Origin of the sequence: Pantoea sp. S18 (assembly GCF_045689705.1) — a bacterium.
Taxonomy (GTDB): domain Bacteria; phylum Pseudomonadota; class Gammaproteobacteria; order Enterobacterales; family Enterobacteriaceae; genus Pantoea; species Pantoea symbiotica.
In genome coordinates this window covers 1,268,759-1,286,797 of sequence record NZ_CP142688.1, presented here as the reverse complement: position 1 = coordinate 1,286,797, position 18,039 = coordinate 1,268,759, and the positions used below count along the sequence as shown (strand labels likewise).

Annotated in this window: 17 protein-coding genes and 3 tRNA genes; 6 read left to right on the top strand and 14 right to left on the bottom strand. The window is 54.9% G+C overall.

Annotation, left to right across the window (positions count from 1 at the left end):
* Positions 1 to 97 precede the first annotated feature (97 nt).
* Entirely contained in the window at positions 98 to 850 is a 753-nt protein-coding gene (gene gpmA, locus VIJ98_RS05830) for a 2,3-diphosphoglycerate-dependent phosphoglycerate mutase (protein ID WP_008109047.1), read from the top strand.
* Positions 851 to 910: 60 nt separating this feature from the next.
* Here the strand turns inward: gpmA and aroG are convergent, their stop codons facing one another.
* Entirely contained in the window at positions 911 to 1,963 is a 1,053-nt protein-coding gene (gene aroG / locus VIJ98_RS05825; RefSeq protein WP_323272700.1) for a 3-deoxy-7-phosphoheptulonate synthase AroG, read from the bottom strand.
* 300 nt (positions 1,964 to 2,263) lie between these two features.
* On the opposite strand from aroG, the gene VIJ98_RS05820 reads away from it, so the two are divergent.
* From VIJ98_RS05820 to zitB, 4 genes are all read left to right on the top strand, one after another.
* Positions 2,264 to 2,599, top strand: coding sequence for a YbgS-like family protein (locus tag VIJ98_RS05820; RefSeq protein WP_154192254.1), 336 nt, complete (start codon positions 2,264 to 2,266; stop codon positions 2,597 to 2,599).
* A 103-nt stretch (positions 2,600 to 2,702) separates the two neighbouring features.
* On the top strand, positions 2,703 to 3,287 hold the full coding sequence (locus VIJ98_RS05815; protein ID WP_008109041.1) for a response regulator transcription factor: 585 nt from the start codon (positions 2,703 to 2,705) through the stop codon (positions 3,285 to 3,287).
* Positions 3,269 to 6,355: an ATP-binding protein gene (locus VIJ98_RS05810; protein WP_323272698.1), complete on the top strand. Its 3,087-nt coding sequence runs from the start codon at positions 3,269 to 3,271 to the stop codon at positions 6,353 to 6,355. The genes VIJ98_RS05815 and VIJ98_RS05810 overlap by 19 nt, the downstream gene beginning before the upstream one ends.
* The gene (gene zitB / locus VIJ98_RS05805) at positions 6,324 to 7,292 is read left to right on the top strand and encodes a CDF family zinc transporter ZitB (RefSeq protein WP_061717352.1); all 969 of its coding nucleotides are present in this window, start codon (positions 6,324 to 6,326) and stop codon (positions 7,290 to 7,292) included. Before VIJ98_RS05810 ends, zitB begins: the two co-directional genes overlap by 32 nt.
* Here zitB and pnuC read toward each other — a convergent pair.
* From pnuC to VIJ98_RS05790, 3 genes are all read right to left on the bottom strand, one after another.
* Positions 7,286 to 8,008, bottom strand: a complete 723-nt coding sequence (gene pnuC, locus VIJ98_RS05800) for a nicotinamide riboside transporter PnuC (RefSeq protein ID WP_154153327.1) — start codon at positions 8,006 to 8,008, stop codon at positions 7,286 to 7,288. The genes zitB and pnuC overlap by 7 nt on opposite strands.
* A gap of 27 nt (positions 8,009 to 8,035) precedes the next feature.
* Positions 8,036 to 9,097, bottom strand: a complete 1,062-nt coding sequence (gene nadA / locus VIJ98_RS05795) for a quinolinate synthase NadA (protein WP_154153330.1) — start codon at positions 9,095 to 9,097, stop codon at positions 8,036 to 8,038.
* A gap of 135 nt (positions 9,098 to 9,232) precedes the next feature.
* Positions 9,233 to 9,730 (bottom strand): methylated-DNA--[protein]-cysteine S-methyltransferase, encoded by a 498-nt coding sequence (locus VIJ98_RS05790; protein WP_154153333.1) that lies wholly within the window; start codon positions 9,728 to 9,730, stop codon positions 9,233 to 9,235.
* Between the two features lie 158 nt (positions 9,731 to 9,888).
* Between VIJ98_RS05790 and VIJ98_RS05785 the strand changes: the two genes are divergently transcribed.
* Positions 9,889 to 11,355: an AlkA N-terminal domain-containing protein gene (locus tag VIJ98_RS05785; RefSeq protein WP_154153335.1), complete on the top strand. Its 1,467-nt coding sequence runs from the start codon at positions 9,889 to 9,891 to the stop codon at positions 11,353 to 11,355.
* Between the two features lie 450 nt (positions 11,356 to 11,805).
* On the opposite strand, the gene VIJ98_RS05780 is transcribed toward VIJ98_RS05785, so the two are convergent.
* The 10 genes from VIJ98_RS05780 to ybgC form a co-directional block, all read right to left on the bottom strand.
* Positions 11,806 to 11,881 (bottom strand) — tRNA-Lys (locus VIJ98_RS05780).
* 27 nt (positions 11,882 to 11,908) lie between these two features.
* Positions 11,909 to 11,984, bottom strand: a tRNA-Lys gene (locus VIJ98_RS05775).
* Between the two features lie 53 nt (positions 11,985 to 12,037).
* Positions 12,038 to 12,113 (bottom strand) — tRNA-Lys (locus VIJ98_RS05770).
* Positions 12,114 to 12,279: 166 nt separating this feature from the next.
* Positions 12,280 to 13,095 (bottom strand): cell division protein CpoB, encoded by an 816-nt coding sequence (cpoB, locus tag VIJ98_RS05765; protein ID WP_154153338.1) that lies wholly within the window; start codon positions 13,093 to 13,095, stop codon positions 12,280 to 12,282.
* Positions 13,096 to 13,104: 9 nt separating this feature from the next.
* Positions 13,105 to 13,620, bottom strand: a complete 516-nt coding sequence (pal, locus tag VIJ98_RS05760) for a peptidoglycan-associated lipoprotein Pal (protein ID WP_008107396.1) — start codon at positions 13,618 to 13,620, stop codon at positions 13,105 to 13,107.
* Between the two features lie 64 nt (positions 13,621 to 13,684).
* The gene (tolB, locus tag VIJ98_RS05755; protein WP_008107394.1) at positions 13,685 to 14,980 is read right to left on the bottom strand and encodes a Tol-Pal system beta propeller repeat protein TolB; all 1,296 of its coding nucleotides are present in this window, start codon (positions 14,978 to 14,980) and stop codon (positions 13,685 to 13,687) included.
* Positions 14,981 to 15,096: 116 nt separating this feature from the next.
* Positions 15,097 to 16,374, bottom strand: a complete 1,278-nt coding sequence (gene tolA, locus VIJ98_RS05750) for a cell envelope integrity protein TolA (protein ID WP_323272695.1) — start codon at positions 16,372 to 16,374, stop codon at positions 15,097 to 15,099.
* Between the two features lie 25 nt (positions 16,375 to 16,399).
* The gene (tolR, locus tag VIJ98_RS05745; protein ID WP_008107389.1) at positions 16,400 to 16,828 is read right to left on the bottom strand and encodes a colicin uptake protein TolR; all 429 of its coding nucleotides are present in this window, start codon (positions 16,826 to 16,828) and stop codon (positions 16,400 to 16,402) included.
* Between the two features lie 13 nt (positions 16,829 to 16,841).
* Complete coding sequence (gene tolQ / locus VIJ98_RS05740; protein ID WP_008107387.1) at positions 16,842 to 17,528, bottom strand: Tol-Pal system protein TolQ; 687 nt, start codon at positions 17,526 to 17,528, stop codon at positions 16,842 to 16,844.
* The gene (gene ybgC / locus VIJ98_RS05735) at positions 17,525 to 17,929 is read right to left on the bottom strand and encodes a tol-pal system-associated acyl-CoA thioesterase (RefSeq protein ID WP_008107385.1); all 405 of its coding nucleotides are present in this window, start codon (positions 17,927 to 17,929) and stop codon (positions 17,525 to 17,527) included. Before ybgC ends, tolQ begins: the two co-directional genes overlap by 4 nt.
* Positions 17,930 to 18,039 lie beyond the last annotated feature (110 nt).

Sequence of the window (18,039 nt, the reverse complement as noted above, 5' to 3'; positions counted from 1 at the left end):
GTTTTCCGCTATGGTATGGCGCTATTAGTGAGCCGCTTCTCAGTGGCCGCAGCCGGTTTCAATACTAATCGTAAATCGAGCATTAAGGAGTAAAGCTATGGCCGTAACTAAGCTGGTACTGGTGCGACACGGCGAAAGCCAGTGGAACCAGGAAAACCGCTTCACCGGATGGTACGATGTTGACCTGTCTGACAAAGGTCGCACCGAAGCCAAAGCAGCCGGTCAGCTGCTGAAGAAAGAAGGTTTCGTGTTTGATTTCGCTTACACCTCAGTGCTGAAGCGCGCTATCCACACGCTGTGGAACGTGCTGGATGAGCTGGATCAGGCTTGGCTGCCGGTTGAGAAAACCTGGCGTCTGAACGAGCGTCACTACGGTGCGCTGCAAGGTCTGGATAAAGCAGAAACCGCCGCTAAATACGGTGACGAGCAAGTGAAACAGTGGCGTCGTGGCTTTGCCATCACCCCACCAGAGCTGGATCGCGCTGATGAGCGTTTCCCTGGCCACGATCCGCGTTACGCTTCACTGACTGACGCGCAGCTGCCAACCACCGAAAGCCTGGCGCTGACCATCGAACGCGTGATTCCTTACTGGAACGAAAGCATTCTGCCGCGCATTAAGAGCGGTGAGAAAGTGATTGTTGCTGCACACGGCAACTCACTGCGTGCGCTGGTAAAATACCTCGACAACCTGAGCGAAGACGAGATCCTCGAACTGAACATCCCAACTGGCGTGCCATTGGTGTATGAGTTCGACGAGAACTTCAAGCCGCTCAAACGTTACTATCTGGGTGATGCTGACGAGATCGCTGCGAAAGCCGCTGCCGTAGCAAACCAGGGTAAAGCGAAGTAAGCGACCGCTGAAACGCAAAAAGGCCAGACGCGAGTCTGGCCTTTTTTATTGCCGCAAGGCTTAACCGCGACGCTGTTTGACCGCCTGAGCCAGCAGACGCAACGCTTTCTCGGTGTCTTCCCAGCCGATGCAGGCATCGGTCACGCTCTGGCCGTACACCAGCGGTTTGCCACTGTCGAGGCTCTGATTGCCTTCCACCAGATGACTCTCGATCATCACGCCAGTAATCGCCTGCTCACCGCCGGCAATCTGCTGCGCCACGTCATCAGAAACGACCATCTGACGCTGGAACTGCTTGCTGCTGTTGGCATGGCTGAAGTCGATCATCACCTGCGGACGCAAGCCTGCTTTCTCCAGACCGGTTTTCACAGCCGCCACGTGTTCAGCGCTGTAGTTCGGCTCTTTGCCGCCGCGCAGAATGATGTGGCAATCTTCGTTACCGCTGGTTTCGACAATCGCCGAGTGACCATATTTGGTGACCGACAAGAAGCAGTGTGGCGCGCTGGCTGCACCAATCGCGTCAATCGCCACTTTGATGGTGCCGTCGGTGCCGTTTTTGAAGCCCACCGGGCAAGAGAGACCGGAAGAGAGTTCGCGATGCACCTGCGATTCAGTAGTACGTGCGCCAATCGCGCCCCAGCTCATCAGATCGGCCATATATTGTGGCGTGATCATGTCGAGGAACTCACCCGCTGCAGGCAAACCGATATCGTTGATATCCACCAGCAGCTTGCGCGCCAGACGCAGGCCGTCGTTGATCTGGAAGCTGCCATCCATAAATGGATCGTTGATCAGCCCTTTCCAGCCCACCGTGGTGCGCGGTTTTTCAAAGTAAACGCGCATCACCACTTCGAGATCGTCTTTCAACTCATCACGCAATTTCAGCAGACGCGCGGCATACTCTTGCGCAGCCTGGGTATCGTGAATCGAGCACGGACCGATCACCACCAGCAGACGATCATCTTCGCCATGCAGAATGCGGTGAATCGCCTGACGTGACTGCGCAACGGTTTCGGCAGCTTTATCGGTGGCGGGGAATTTCTCAAGCAAGGCAACAGGAGGAAGTAACTCTTTGATCTCTCTGATGCGTAAGTCGTCGTTCTGGTAATCCATACACAATTCCATTCAAATTTCTGGCCCAACGTCCGTCGGGCGCAACCCGCCCACTTTAGCCCTTCGCGCGGTAGGTGTAAATTACGCACCGTGGCTAAAATGTATATCTCAAGTTTGCATTTATATATCTATGCACTAAGCTTTTTAAATGTAAGCACTAAGGAATGAGGTGTTTACAAAATTTAATATTTAAGCGAAGCGTATAAGGTGGAATTTTATTCCATCGCGGCACGCTATTTTCGTCAATTAACACCAGTGCGTGTTTGACGGCAACTATCCATTAATTACTGGAGCATAATGATGAATAAGTTTGCAATGATCTTTCTGACGGCAGCGATGACTTTAGGTAGCGGTGCTGTAATGGCTGCAGACAATAATGGCGCGGCTAACGCTTCAGCAGAAGCAGGCGCAGCAGCGGGCGGTGCAAAACAGAATCTGCCACCGAATAAAGTTGATAACAGCAAAATCAACAGCGGCAGCATGAACACTAATAGCGCTGCAACATCCGGCACCAACACCAGCAATATGTCTGCGGAACAGGTTCATAAAAATTCAATGTGTAAAGAGGGCAAATGCCCTGACATGAATAAAAAAGTCGGAACCAAGCATCATAAGACCGATGGCACCACGCAATAAGTAAGTCATTGGTCTCAATCGGGAGAGCTTCGGCTCTCCCTTTTATTTTGCCCCCCGCCCTTTTCCGCTATGCTGAAGCAATGAAATTCACAGGAACTGATTCATGGCTTCATTGCTGCTTATTGATGATCACCCGTTAGTTGAAGTCGCACTGGAAGCGGCTTGCGTTAACGCTCCTATCACGCTGAAAATTCACGCCGCTGGCGACGAAGCCCAGGCACGCCAACTGCTGCAGCAACATCCCATCGACTTAATTGTGCTGGATATTGGCCTACCCGATTGCGACGGCCTTGAGTTGCTGCGCCGGTTACGCGTGCGCAATCAGCACTGCCCGGTATTAATCTATTCCGCGCAGCAGAGCCGTCACACATTGCTCAGCGCAGTGTCGTTGGGCGCCGCCGGTTACGTGGTGAAAAGCCAAAGCATGGCGCAACTGCTGAGTGCAATTCTGGCAGTGCTCGGCGGACAACAGGCGTTTCCGCCGCTGCCAGAGCGTATCGAACTGCCGTTAACCGAGAAGGAGCAGCAAATTGTAGCGTTGCTGGTACGCGGCTTATCGAATCTGCAAATTGGCGAGCAGCTGCACATCAGCAATAAAACCGTCAGCACCCATAAGAAGAACATCCTGGAGAAAACCGGCGTGCAATCGGTGGTTGAACTGGCTGAACTGTGGAAAGCGCAGCAGTGAGGATATGGCTGCTACTCAGCCTGTTGGTGCTGAGTGTGCTGGCGAAAGCCGATCTGCAACCCGCCAGCAGCGTGATGTTACCCGCAATGATGCCAGCGCCGCACGCCGAGCCGTGGCCGGGTGCAACCTTGCGCGTCGCGGTGCCAGCACAAAACAGCGCGCCCTGGGCGATGCGCATTGGCGATCACATCTGGGGCATCGACGCCGACTATCTCAGCGCTCTGAGTCAACTGACCGGCACCCATTTCACGCTGCAAAGCTATGCCGATCGCGCGCAGCAACTGGCAGCATTGCAGCGCGGCGAGGTGGATTTGGTGTTAAGCAATCAACACGCCGAGCTGCCGCCCGATGTTCTGCTCAGCGACAGCTGGTACAGCAGCCCGATTCGTATCTATCGCAACCGGGATAATCAGCGCGCGGTGATGTTCAACAGCGATACCGCGCAACTCACCATTGCCGAGGCGACGTTAGCGCAATTGCCCGCCGAATTTGTCCAGCAGCATCGCTGGCATACCTTGCCGGGCGATCTGCAGGCGCTGTATGCGCTGCTCAATCAGCAGAGCGATTACCTGGTCGCCGATGAAGCCAGCGCCGGTTTCCTGCTGGGCCAGCTGCAGCAAGGACAAATCTACCAAATCACCGCCGATCCCGGCGCGGGCGAACTGACGTTACGTGCGCTGGCGCGCGATGCCGCCTTGATCCACTGGCTTAACAGCCAGCTGCGCCTGCTGCCCGCCGAATTTAGCAGTCGCGTCCAGCAGCGCTGGAGTCCGCCGCTGCTGCGTTATCAGGACACGCAAACATTGATGCTGTCGGCCGGCGAAAAGCAGTGGCTCGCGCAGCACAACGAGATTCCGTATGCGGTTGAGGCGGATAACGCGCCATGGAGTTATCGCGACAGCAACGGTAATGCGCGTGGCTTTGGCATCGATCTGCTAAACGCGCTGAGCCAAAGTACCGGCCTGCGTTTTACTCCACGCTGGGTCAACAATCCGCAGCAGGCCGCCACGCTTTTGCAGCAACAGCAGGTAATGCTGAATCTGTTACAGCCGCTGTATGGCGACGACCCCGGCAGCAACACCTTGCCGGTATGGCGCGCCATTTGGGGAATTTACACGCTTGCCACCCATCAACCGATGAACTGGCAATCCCTACAAGGCCAGCGCGTAGGCGTGTTACGCGACGATCTCGCCTCACGTTTGCTGCCATCTGGCGTTACGCCACAGCCGTTCGACGACCGGGCGCAGCTGTGGCAAGCGCTGAATAGCGGCCAGATTGATGCGCTGGTGGATAACGTGCTTTCCGCCCGCTGGCGCATGGCGAGCCACGAAGATAATCGTGTGCATCTGGCATTTGCCGCCAGCGATATCGCATGGCCGCTGGCACCGCAGGTAAGCGCACAACAGCCTGAGCTGCGCGCCCTGCTCGACCATGCATTGCAGCAGATCCCGCCCGATACGCTCAATCAGATGCGCGTCAGCTGGTCGCAGCCGCCGCAGCCCGGCACGACGATGGCGATGCGCAATATTCCGCTGATGATTTTGATTGCGGCTGGCGTGATTATTCTGTTGCTGCTGGGTTTGCTGGCGCGTCGTTACTGGCAGCAGCGTCGTGATCGATTGCAACGTGAACAGGCCGAACGCGCCAATGCCGCCAAGAGCCAGTTTCTCGCCACTGCCAGCCACGAACTGCGCACGCCGATGCAGGCGATTCTCGGTTTGCTGGAGCTGGAACAGCAACAGCACCCGAGCGAACGGCTGGCGCTGATGCACAGCAGCGCGCGCTCGCTGATGGCGCTGCTGAACGACTTGCAGGATCACGCACGCATTGAGAGCCAGAGCTTCCGTTTGGCGCCGCGTCCGCTCAATCTGACACTTTGGCTGCAGCAGCAACAGCAGTTCTATCATCCCTTGATGCGCGATGCCGGGCCAAACCTGATTGCCGAAGCCCTGACGCCACTGCCTGCCAGCGTGTTACTGGATGGCGATCGCCTGCAGCAGGTGGTGAATAATCTGGTCGCCAACGCCCTGAAGTTTACCCGCGAAGGCGAAGTGCGCCTGTCGCTGGCGGTTGATGCGCATATCCAGCTTACGGTGGCCGATACCGGCAGCGGCATTCCGCTTAACGAGCAGGCAGAGCTGTTTGAACCTTGGTATCAGGCGCCATCCGGCAAAAGCCATGCGGTACAAGGTAGCGGATTGGGTTTGTTTATCTGTCGCGAGATTGTGCAACGGATGGGCGGTACGCTAACGCTCACATCAGAACCCGGCAGCGGCACCACGGTCAGCGTGCAGTTGCCGTTAGTACTGAGCGAAGAGCCGTTAACCGAGCGCACAGCAAGCTGGCCACTTTACCCGCAGCTGCGTGTAGCGATCGTGGACGATCATCCAACCAATCTTTTAGTGATGCAGCAGCAGCTGGCGAACTTTGGTGTGCAGGCGCAAGTATTTGAAGAGGGCCGAGCGCTGCTGCACGCCGATGCCCAGCGCGCCTTCGATATTCTGTTTATCGACCAGATGATGCCGCGCCCGGATGGTTTAACGCTACTGCGCATTCTGCGCCGTCGCCAGCGCCAGCGCGGCACCGCCACGCTGCGCGTGCTGTGCTCTGCGGATGTTCAGTTGCTGAAAATCGCCCTGCAGGACGATGAAGCCTTGCTGCTCAAACCCATCGAGCTTGATCATCTGGCGCCGCTGCTGGCGCGCGCGATAAAAGATCCGTTGGATTTGTTACCAAACAGCTTGCTGATTTTGGCGCAGAATAATCAGGCGTTTATTCCACGCATCTGCCAGACCTTGCAGCGCACGCTGCAACAGGATCGGGATTTGCTGATCAGCGCACGCGATAAACAAAACTGGTCAGCGCTGGAACAGGCAGCGCACCGCATGAAAGGCAGCTGGTTGATGCTCGGGATGGATGAGGTTGCCGAGCGCTGTCAGCAGTTGATTGTGCAGACCAAACAGCAGCAGTTGCCGCTTGATGATCTCAATTTACTGATATCCTTAACAAACAGGTTACTTAAACAACTGGAAAATTATGGCACACACTCATTCCCACGGCGCAGCTAGCAGCAACCGCACGCGGCTGGCAGCGGCGTTTGGCGTAACGGCGCTGTTTATGGTGGCGGAAGTGATTGGCGGGCTGGTTTCTGGCTCGCTGGCGCTGCTGGCCGATGCCGGACATATGTTGACCGATGCCGCCGCACTGCTGATGGCATTACTTGCGGTGCAGTTTGCTCAGCGCAAACCCAATGCACGTCATACCTTTGGCTTACTGCGCCTCACCACCTTAGCGGCGTTCGTCAACGCCATTGCGCTGCTGGTGATAACGGTGCTGATTGTCTGGGAAGCGCTGCGTCGCTTCTACGAGCCACAGCCAATCGCTGGCGGATTGATGCTTGGCATCGCCATTGCCGGTTTGCTGGCCAATCTGCTGTCGTTCTGGCTACTGCATCGCGGCAGCGAAGAGAAGAATCTCAACGTACGTGCGGCGGCTTTGCATGTGCTGGGCGATTTGCTGGGCTCGGTCGGTGCGATTGTCGCGGCGGTGATCATCATGCTGACCGGCTGGACGCCGATCGATCCGATTCTGTCGCTGCTGGTGTCATTGCTGGTAGTGCGCAGTGCCTGGTCGCTGCTGCGCGAGAGTCTGCATGAGTTGCTGGAAGGTGCGCCGGGCCATATCAACGCGGATAAACTGTCGCGCGAGCTGACACGCAATATCGATGAAGTGCGTAACGTGCATCACGTTCATCTGTGGCAAGTAGGTGAAAAGCCGGTGCTGACGCTGCATGTACAGGTGATTCCGCCTTACGATCATGACGGCCTGCTTAAGCGCATCCACCATTATCTGCATGAGCACTATCAAATTGCCCATGCCACGGTGCAGATGGAGTATCAGCCTTGCAGCGGACCGGACTGTGAGCTCTGTTTAGATAACAGCGCCGCGCAGCACGATCACCACGACCATGCTGCGCTGGAAGGTCATGCTCATCACCATCACTGATGTGACAGCGCGCGCGAGCCATGTTCGCGTGCGCTTTGCATCCACAGACGCGAACCGTTAAGCGCAATCAGCGTCAAAATCGCGTACTCCAGTGACATGGCATAAACGCCCTGACGCGCAAAGATCATCACGCTAATGACGTTGATCACCACCCACAGCAGCCAGTTCTCAACGTATTTACGCGTCATGAGAATCATCGCCACAATCGACAACACCATCATGCATGAATCCCAGAACGGGAAAGCATCCGGCTGCAGCTGCGGCATCGCCACGTTAAGCCCCACGCTCTGCATGATGCCGACCGCTGTTTTGGTCAGGAAGGCGAAAACCGGATCGATATAAAACGTCATCAGAGCAATCGCCACCACGCACGCCGCGCCCCAACCCAAGGCTTTTGAGCGCGGCAGCCAGCGAATTTGCAGCTCAGTTTCGTTGTTGGCGGTTTGCCGACTCCACGCGTACCAGCCGTAAACGTTGGCGACGAAGAAAAACAGCTGCAGCAATAAGCTGGCGTAGAGCTGAATCTGGAAGAAGATCACCGCGAAGAGCGTGACGTTAATCAGCCCGAAAAAGTAGTTGATGATTTTTTCCAGGCTGGCGAGCCAGATACACAGCAAGCCAGCGATGGTGCCAACGGCTTCGATCCATGAGAGATCGTAGCCGCCAACGCCAAGTGGAATGTGAACCAGAATATTTTGCGTGCTAAAGAAGTCCATATAAGGTGCCTGTGTAACGGGAGCCCGTCATGCATTCCCTTTGATTTTAAGTTTGAGATCTGCAGCAAAGGATAGCATGCGATTAAGGGGGATCAACGCGGCCTCGCGCAGCGCATCATCGACATGAATTTCATGCTCGCTGCCGCCACGTTCCAATCCTTCGGCAATCGCTTTCAGACCGTTCATCGCCATCCACGGACAGTGCGCACAGCTGCGGCAGGTTGCGCCCTCACCTGCGGTTGGCGCTTCCAGCAACTCTTTGTTCGGCACCGCCTGCTGCATTTTGTAGAAGATGCCGCGATCGGTGGCAACGATCATCTGCGGATGCGGCAAGTTTTGCGCCGCCTGAATCAGCTGGCTGGTGGATCCCACCGCATCGGCCAGATCGACAATCGCCTGCGGCGATTCAGGATGCACCAGCACCGCCGCATCCGGATAGAGCGCCTTCATGCGTTGCAAAGCCTGCGTTTTGAATTCGTCATGAACGATACAGGCGCCCTGCCAGCAAAGCACATCTGCGCCGGATTTTTGCGTGACGTAGCGGCCAAGGTGACGATCCGGTGCCCAGATGATTTTCTCGCCAAGGCTGTCGAGATGTTCAATCAGCTCAACCGCGATGCTTGAAGTGACGACCCAATCCGCGCGCGCCTTCACCGCCGCCGAGGTGTTGGCATACACCACCACGGTGCGATCGGGATGCTGATCGCAGAAGCGGTTAAATTCCTCAATTGGGCAACCGAGATCGAGCGAGCATTCCGCCTGCAAGGTGGGCATCAGCACGGTTTTTTCCGGGCTAAGAATTTTTGCGGTTTCGCCCATAAAACGCACACCCGCCACCAGCAAGGTTTTGGCGGAATGTGTGCTGCCGAAACGCGCCATTTCCAGTGAGTCCGATACGCAGCCGCCGGTCTCTTCAGCCAGCGCCTGGATTTCAGGATCGGTGTAATAATGCGCCACCATCACCGCATCACGTTCTTTCAGCAAGCGTTTGATTTTGTTTTTGTAGTAGGATTTTTCATCGTCACTGAGACGTGCCGGTTTCGGCGGGAAAGGATAGATCGCGCTTTCAGGATCAAACATCAGACTCATGACACGGCTCTCGTTTTCTCAATTTAACAAAATTGCCTGTTAGGGCAATGATGCGGCATCAAAACCGCCATCGTGTTTTATATGCTAAACACGATAGCGGAATTGCGCGAGAGTGTCGTCTCTTTTTTGCGCGCTCTATAGCAACAACGTGCTCTTCTGTGGGCTTTCCAGCTCCAGCAGGAAGGCTTTAACGCTGAGCCCGCCCGCAAAACCGGTGAGTTTGCCGTTGCTGCCAATTACGCGATGGCACGGCGCCATAATCGACAGCGGGTTTTTACCGTTGGCTGCGCCCACGGCGCGCACCGCTTTGGGATTGCCGATCTGCTCGGCGATTTGCAGATAGCTGCGCGTTTCACCAAATGGGATAGTGAGGAGTGCTTGCCACACTTTTTTCTGGAATTCGGTGCCGACGGTGTCGTACGGCATATCAAACTGCTGACGTTCACCGGCGAAATATTCGCGCAGCTGGCGTTCAGCCTCACACAGAATCGGATGCTGATCGTTACGGCTAATCGGCTTCAACGGCACGCGCTGCGCGCCTTCGTTTTCCCACAGAATCGCCGACAATCCCTTATCGGTGGCAACAAGCGTGAGCTCGCCAACGGGCGTTGCGATGATTTTGGCATGATACATGGTGCACCTCCGGCTTAATCTCTGCTGGCGATTATCGCATTTCCGCCGCAGGAAACTGGCTGTTTTCGGTCATCAGCATAAACTGGTTAGCTGTCCGAAAGCAGCGAGTTTTGCTGTTCAGCTTGCGCGACCATGCCGTTTATTTGCCGGAGACGATGATGTTTGATGCTGAAATTGCTTACCAGGCGCTGACGTCGCGCGATAGCCGCTTCGACGGGCTGTTTTTTGTTGGCGTGACATCCACCGGCATCTATTGCCGCCCCATTTGTCCAGTAAAAGCGCCGATGCAGAAGAACTGCCTGTTTTTTAACAGTGCAGAAGCCGCCGAGAAAGCGCACTTCCGCCCCTGTTTACGCTGCCGCCCGGAACTGGCACCCGGCTCTGCGCCGGTGGATAGCCATCACCGCATTGCCGATCGTTTAATTCGCCGCATCGAAGAGGGCATGCTGGAAGAACAAGAGACGCTGGCAGACATCGCAGCCGAGTTTGATCTGAGTGAACGTCAATTACGTCGCGTGGTGCAGCAGGAGCTCGGGGTATCGCCTTTAGAACTGCGTCAGACACGTCGTATGCTGCTCGCTAAGCAACTTCTTACAGAAACCTCACTACCGGTAACAGAAATTGCTTACGCCAGCGGCTTTCGCAGTCTGAGGCGTTTTAACGATGTGTTCCAGGCGCGCTATCGCATGACGCCTTCCCGCCTGCGTAAGCAGAATCAACCTGACGCCGTGAAGAGCACGCAGGAGAGTGCCGAACTGCGCCTGAGTTATCGGCCGCCTTACGATTGGGATGCGATGCTCGATTTCCTGCAACAGCGCGTGATGAAGGACGTGGAATGGGTGAACGAGGGCATTTATCACCGCACCGTAGCGCTGGGCAACTGCCGCGGCTGGGTGCGCGTGAGCCATCTTGCGGAGAAACAGTCGCTGAAGGTGCAATTCACAACGTCGTTGACGCCGGTGCTGCCCGCTTTACTACGTCGTCTGCGCGACCTGTTCGACCTGGATGCACAGCCACAGCGCATAGCAGAGCACCTAAGCCACGATCCGCTTTTAGCCGAGAGCTTGTCGCGCTTTCCCGGTCTACGCGTTCCTGGTGCGTTTGACGGCTTTGAGTTGGGTGTGCGCGCGATACTCGGCCAGCAGGTTACGGTGAAAGCGGCAACCACGTTAAGTAGCCGAATGGCACAGCGCTTTGGTGAGCCACTGGTAACGCCGTGGCCAGAACTTTCGCGTTTGCCGCCGAATGCGGAGTCGCTGGCGGCGGCGAGCATCGATGATATCGCCAGCCTGGGGATTGTCAGTGCGCGTTCACATGCCATTCAGGCACTGGCTCAGGCCTGTGCTTCTGGCGCATTGCGCTTTAACGGTGCGGTGAATCCTGATGTGGTTCAACAGCAGTTACTGGCGCTAAAAGGGATTGGGCCGTGGACAGCAAGTTATATCGCGATGCGCGCACTGCGCTGGCCTGATGCGTTTCCCAAAGAAGATATTGCCATTCGTAATAACCTCGGCGGCGTGAGTGCCAAAGTGGCGGAGCAGTTATCGCAGGTTTGGCGACCTTGGCGCAGCTATGCGGTGCTGCATATCTGGAAAAGTCTGACGCCGGTTAAGGTAAAAGAGTAGATTAGGATTAATACCTTGCCAACCAGCCGAAAGAACCGGGCGGTTGCGTAAAGTCGCCGTGGATACATCCCTGTAGGCTCTGCCGGCGCATCCATGCGCCGGAAGCTTTACTCCACCGCCCGGTCCTTCCGTCTTCGTTAAGCATGGTGCGATTATTTAAAGCAACATCGAAGCTTAAGGGCCAGAAAAGGCGGGAGCGGAAGGAGCGAAGCGTCCGAGCTATGGACAAAAACGCCGGGAGCGTTTTTGCACAACGCGAAGCGTTGCCCGCTTGCGGGCGAGCCTCATGGATGAGGCGAGTACTTGCGAGGCCGATCCACAGGGATGTGAGGTTTCTTCGCGATCCGCCCCGCCTTATCTGGCCGGTGCACCATCTCAAAGCAAATCCACCTAACATTTAAAAAAGCCTAAAAAGCAAAAAGGCGCCTTTAGGGCGCCTTTCTACATAACTGGTGGGTCGTGCAGGATTCGAACCTGCGACCAATTGATTAAAAGTCAACTGCTCTACCAACTGAGCTAACGACCCGCTGTGGGGCTTACAACCTTTACTTGATGGTGGGTCGTGCAGGATTCGAACCTGCGACCAATTGATTAAAAGTCAACTGCTCTACCAACTGAGCTAACGACCCATCAAGGTTGTGAAGCTTACTGAAGAAATCATCTCACTTACAACGGGTTGAGATGGTGGGTCGTGCAGGATTCGAACCTGCGACCAATTGATTAAAAGTCAACTGCTCTACCAACTGAGCTAACGACCCATCTTCAGTGCTGCCGATACTTGTTAAGATATGTCCCGGCAACGGCGGCATATATTACTGATTTAGCGGGAGGGCGCAACCCTTATTTTCCACTAAATGTCTCAATTGCTTACCTTTCATGCTGTAAGACCAGAAATCACACGAAATCCGGTCTTTTAAGCACAAATTACAACCCGGCAAGACGTTTTTGCGCCTGCTTAGCAGAATCACTATTTGGGAATTGTTTGATCACTTGCTGGAAGACAGCCTTGGCTTTCGCCGTGTCGTTCTTCTCTTGCATGATCACGCCAACCTTAAACAGCGCTTCCGGGGCTTTTGGCGATTTCGCGTAATTTTTTACCACAGTGGCAAAATAATAGGCCGAATCGTCTTTTTTACCTTTGTTGTAATACAGCTGACCCAGCCAGTAATTGGCATTCGGCTGATAGGTAGAATCAGGATATTTCTTCACCCAAGCCTGCAGGGCAGTAATCGCCTGATCGTACTGCTTCTTCTCCAGAATCAGCGCAACGGCAGCATTGTAATCCGTGTTGGCATCGCCGGTTTGTGCTGGCGCGGCCGCACTGGCGTTATCGCTGCTACCGCTATCAGCCGCTGCGGCACCCGCAGCGCCCGCAGCGCCCGCAGCAGCGGCATCCGCACCACCGCCGGCCTGCGCACCGTTACTGCCGGAGCTGAGGCTGTCGATTTGCTGATAAAGCTGTTTCTGGCGCTCGATCACCTGATTAAGCTGATAGCTATTTTGCTGGATTTGCCCGCGCAGCGAATCGATATCGCTTTGGTTGTCGCTCATCTGCTGCTGCAATTGCTGCAGAAGCTGAGCCTGGGCATTTGAGATACGTTCAAGAGTGGTGACGCGGTCTTCGACCGAGCCTGAGCCAACGCTACTGATTGACGCCTGGGCATTAGCAGCCCCCAAAGGGGCCGCTAAACCAACCAGTAACGACAGACTCAACAGATGAAGTCTGAAGTTACTCATCATGATATTTTCTTAGTAAACCAGTACGGCACGACGGTTTTTAGCGTAAGCCGCTTCGTCATGACCCAGTACAGCTGGTTTTTCTTTACCGTAAGAAACGATAGACATCTGGTCAGCAGAAACGCCTTTGCCTTGCAGATACATCTTAACGGCGCTTGCACGACGCTCGCCCAGGGCGATGTTGTATTCTGGAGTACCGCGCTCATCCGCATGACCTTCGATGGTCACTTTGTAAGACGGGTTGCCACGCAGGAATGCAGCGTGCTGATCCAGCATCTGAGCGTAGTCAGAAGCCACGTCATACTTGTCCAGACCGAAGTAAACGATGTTGTTCTGCTGCAGCTGCTGCATCTGCAGGCGCGCTTGCTCGTCAGAAGACATGTTACCGTTCTGGCCAGCACCGTAAGCACCGTCGTTAGCGCCCATACCGGTCTGATCGTTATTGTTGTTTTTGTGTGAGCTACATGCAGCTACTGCGATAACCGGCAGAGCCAGCATCAAACCCTTCAGCACTTTGTTCAGTTGCATTTCTTTATCCTATTATTTTGTTTGCCATACATTTTAATCCCCCGCCGTGCAGGGGATCTATGCATCACAGATACGGCGACCAGGCAGGGAATTTGACCTGTCCATCAGTTGCCGGAAGACGCGCTTTGAAACGCCCGTCGGTTGAAACCAACTGCAACACGGAACCCATCCCCTGAGTAGAGCTATAGATTACCATTGTGCCGTTTGGCGCCAGACTCGGCGTTTCATCCAGGAACGTGTCCGTTATTGTTTGAACGGCTCCCGTTACCAGATCCTGTTTGGCGACATGCTGAGCGCCACCGGCGCTGCTGATCATCACCATAGTTTTACCGTCGGTTGACACATCCGCATCCTGGTTTTGCGCACCTTCCCAGGTAATACGTTGTGGCGCACCGCCGTTGATACCAACTTTATAAATCTGAGGCGCACCGGCCTGATCCGAGGTGTAAGCCAGCGTCTGGCTGTCCGGGAACCACGTCGGTTCAGTGCTGTTGTAGCGACCATCCGTCACCTGACGCGTCTGACCAGAAGCCAGATCCATCACGTACAGGTTCAGGCTGCCGGTTTTCGACAGCGCGAAGGCCAGTTTAGAACCATCTGGTGAGAAGGCTGGCGCACCGTTGTGACGTGGATAAGAAGCCACCTGACGGATTGCACCGTTAGACAGCGTCTGCACAACCAGCGCAGATTTGCCGCTTTCGAAGGTCACGTAAGCCACTTTGCTGCCATCTGGCGACCAGGCGGGAGACATCAATGGCTGCGGTGAACGGTGAACCACAAACTGGTTGTAGCCATCGTAATCCGATACGCGCAACTCATACGGGAACTGACCACCGTTGGTCTGCACCACATAGGCGATACGAGTACGGAATGCGCCTTTAATGCCGGTCAGCTTCTCGAACACTTCGTCACTGGCAGTGTGCGCTGCATAACGCAGCCACTGCTTAGTCACTTTGTAAGAGTTCTGTGCCAGCACGGTGCCTGGCGCGCCGCCGGTATCCACCAACTGATAGGCAATTTGATAGCTGCCGTCAGCGTTTGGCGTTACCTGGCCGACCACGACCGCATCAATACCCAATGCGCTCCATGCGGCAGGTTGAACTTCCTGCGCGCTGGCTGGTTGTTGTGGCAGACGAGAACGATCGAGCGGATTGAATTTACCGCTGTTGCGTAAGTCAGCAGAAACGATCCCGCCGATGTCTTCTGGTGCCGCGCCTGGGCCAGCCCATTGGAACGGAACCACACCAATAGGGCGTGCGGTGTTAACGCCCTGCGTAATTTCAATACGGACTTCTGCATGAAGCATTGCTGCCCACAGCAGTACAAAAAAACCTAAGGTTACACGAAGTGCCTGCTTCATTTTTTCTCCCTTACCTGAACCAGAGGTTCATGATAATTCGCACAGTTCCTGAAAAACACGAGTACTTATAGAGTACGGCGAGCTAACCATAGTTCAACCTGCCGTACGTTACTGCATTATTCTGGTTTGAAACGCATAGGTGCGTTTTTAAACACTTCATACACCGCCTGCGAAGGCGGCTTTGGAATACGCGCCTGCTTCGCGGCAGCGATTGCTGCCTGACACAAGGCTGGATCGCCACCTTCCGATTTAACATCAATCAGTAAACCATCCGGTGCCAGCTTGATGCGCAGGTTGCACTCTTTACCTTTGTACAAATCAGCATCGTAGAAACGGCTCTGAATCGCGCCGACCACTTGCCCCATGTAATTATTGATATCTGCGCCTGACGCGCCAGCCTTCTTCTGATTACCCTGCCCTGCAGCGCCACCCGATGCGGTGCCGCTTTTCGGTGCATTCTTACCAGAAGACAAACCACCTAACAGGTCATCAACCGCATTTTCATTCTTCGCAGCTTCAGCGGCGGCTTTTTTGGCATCTGCAGCAGCTTTGGCTTTTGCATCCGCTTTGGCCTTCGCAGCTGCGTCGGCCTTGGCTTTCGCCTCGGCTGCAGCCTTCTCTTTCGCTTCAGTTGCAGCTTTTTCTTTTGCCTCAGCAGCCGCTTGCTCTTTAGCCTCTTTCGCTTCCTGAGCCGCTTTCGCCTTCGCATCGGCAGCAGCCTGAGCTTTGGCTTCAGCATCCGCTTTGGCTTTTGATTCTGCGGCAGCTTTTGCCTGCTGCGCCGCTTTCTCTTTGGCCGCTTCAGCAGCGGCAGCTTTGGCTTCCGCGTCCGCTTTCTTCTTCGCGTCAGCTGCGGCTTGCTTAGCTTCTTCTACCGCTTTGGCTTTGGCGTCAGCGGCTGCTTTTGCTTGCGCATCGGCTTCCGCTTTGGCATCCGCCTTGGCTTTCGCTGCAGCGGCTTCGGCAGTTTTCTGCTGTTCCTGCGCCTGCTTAGCGGCGGCTTCAGCGGCTTTCTGCTGCTCGGCCTGCTGCTTCGCCTGCTCTTTAGCTTCCTGCTGGGCCTGCAAACGCTCTTTTTCCATCTCTTTCAGGCGCTGCTGCTCAGCAGCTTGTTTCTGCTGTAACTCTTCGGCCTGCTGCTGCGACTGTTTCTGACGCTGCTGCTCGGCGCGCTGACTGTCTCGTTGCTGATTCTGCTGGCGGTTATACTGCTCAACCACGGCGCCTGAATCGACCATCACTGCGTCAATATCACTGCCACCGCCACCGCCGCTGGATTCGATTTTTTCGTTAAACGAGCTCCAAATCAGTAAGGCGATCAGCACGATGTGCAGAATCACCGAAACGATTATTGCGCGTTTTAACTTGTCGTTCTGCTCGGTTGCCTTCGACACACTCGGTTCCCAAAAACGGTTCGCTTTAAATCGGCTGCGTCATCAAACCGACAGATTTCACGCCTGCCTGATGTAACAGGTTCAGCGCCTTGATGATTTCGTCGTAAGGGACGTCTTTCGCACCGCCGATCAGGAAGACCGTTTTCGGATTGGCTTCAATCCGGCGCTGCGCTTCGCTCACCACCTGCTCCGGCGGCAACTGCGTCATACGATCGTGATCCACCACCAGGCTGTACTGGCCAACACCAGACACTTCAACAATCACCGGTGGATTATCATCAGTTGAGACGGTTTTTGAATCTGTCGCATCCGGCAGATCCACTTCCACGCTCTGGGTAATAATCGGCGCGGTTGCCATAAAGATGAGCAGCAACACCAACAGCACGTCCAGCAGTGGAACAATGTTGATTTCCGACTTAAGGTCGCGTTTACCGCGACCACGGGTTCTGGCCATCGTAAACCTCGACTTACTTCGTGTTGTCGTTGGAGAAAGCCTGACGATGCAGGATAGCCGTGAACTCTTCCATGAAGTTGTCGTAGCCCTGTTCCAGCTTGTTAACGCGCTGGTTCAGACGGTTGTACGCCATAACGGCAGGAATGGCCGCGAACAGACCGATTGCGGTAGCGATCAACGCTTCGGCAATACCCGGTGCAACCATCTGCAGCGTGGCCTGTTTTACCGCACCGAGGGCGATAAAGGCGTGCATGATCCCCCACACCGTACCGAACAGACCGATATACGGACTGATTGAGCCAACGGTGCCAAGGAAAGGAATGTGAGTTTCCAGCGTTTCCAGTTCACGATTGAAGGAGATACGCATCGCACGGCTCGCGCCCTCTACAACCGCTTCCGGCGCATGGTTGTTAGCACGGTGCAAGCGCGCAAACTCTTTGAAACCCGAATAGAAAATTTGCTCAGATCCGCTCAGTTCATCGCGGCGTCCCTGGCTTTCCTGATACAGGCGTGACAGCTCGATACCGGACCAGAACTTATCTTCAAAGGCTTCGGCTTCGCGCCCCGCCGCATTCAAAATGCGCGTACGCTGAATAATGATCGCCCATGAGGCAATAGAAAAGCCGATCAAAATCAACATGATAAGTTTGACCAGAAGGCTCGCCTTCAGGAACAAATCAAGAACATTCATGTCAGTCACTGCTTGAACTCCGCGACAATAGACTTGGGAAGCGCAATTGGCTTCATTAGATGTGGGTTGATGCAGGCAATCAGGACTTCTGCTTCATTTAGCACTTTGCCTTCTGCATTCACGATACGCTGCGAGAACGTCATCGTTGCACGCGTCATTGAGGTCACTTCTGTTTGAATTTCCAAAAGATCGTCCAGACGTGCAGCCGCAACAAAATCGATCGTCATGCGTCGTACCACAAAAGCCACCTGCTCTTCCAACAGGACCTGCTGATTGAAATGGTGCTGGCGCAACATTTCGGTACGTGCTCGTTCATAGAAAGCAAGATAACTGGCGTGGTAAACCACACCACCGGCATCAGTGTCTTCGTAATAGACACGAACCGGCCAGCGAAACAGCGTAGTACTCACTCTACATCCCGGTCTCATTTTAAACGTTGCTACTATACGCAAGTGAGATCGGCTTGGGAATGGTCCGCTGACGCCGCGCGAAAATAATTATCACAGGTTAACAACTGGAA